Consider the following 618-nt stretch of genomic DNA (forward strand, 5'->3'; position numbering starts at 1 on the left):
AGCGCGAGGCGGAACTCGCGCAGCTCGCGGCGGGCGGCGCCGACGCACTGTCAGGCCGGCTCGGACACCACCGGCCCCAGATATGAGGCCGTCCCCGGAAGTGGCCGTGCGGGAGCGCGCCGAGCTGGGCGAGGGACCCACCTGGGACCCGGCAGCCGGCCGGNNGTCGCACGGTCATGGCCACCGGCCAGCACGTCGGGGCGGCGAAGCCACGGGCCGGCGGCGGCCTCGTGGTCGTCCTGCGGGACGGCACGGGCCTGTACGACGCCGACGGTGCCTTCTCCTGGCTCGTCCACGACCCCGTTCCGGGGCGCCGTGGCAACGACGCGGCCGTGGCGCCGGACGGCGCGCTCTGGGCGGGCACCATGCGCTACGACGAGGCCGAGGGCGGCGGCACCCTCTCCCGGATCGCCCCGGACGGCACGGTGAGCCCCGTCCCGGACAAGGTGACGGTGAGCAACGGCACCGGCTGGAGCCCGGACGGCCGGCTCATGTACTACGCCGACACCCCCACACGGCGCATCGACGTCTTCGACGTGGACGGGGAGCGCGTCGTGAACCGGCGCCCCTTCGCCACCGTCGAGCGGGGGGCCGGATGGCCCGACGGGCTGACGGTGG

General features: G+C 76.3%; 1 pseudogene. It reads left to right on the forward strand.

Going from position 1 to position 618, the window contains the following annotated elements:
* Positions 1-165: 165 nt before the first annotated feature.
* Positions 166-618 (forward strand): annotated as a pseudogene (locus BFF76_RS29535) (SMP-30/gluconolactonase/LRE family protein); the annotation flags it as partial.

Source organism: Streptomyces mutomycini (assembly GCF_001700505.1).
Lineage (GTDB): Bacteria > Actinomycetota > Actinomycetes > Streptomycetales > Streptomycetaceae > Streptomyces > Streptomyces mutomycini.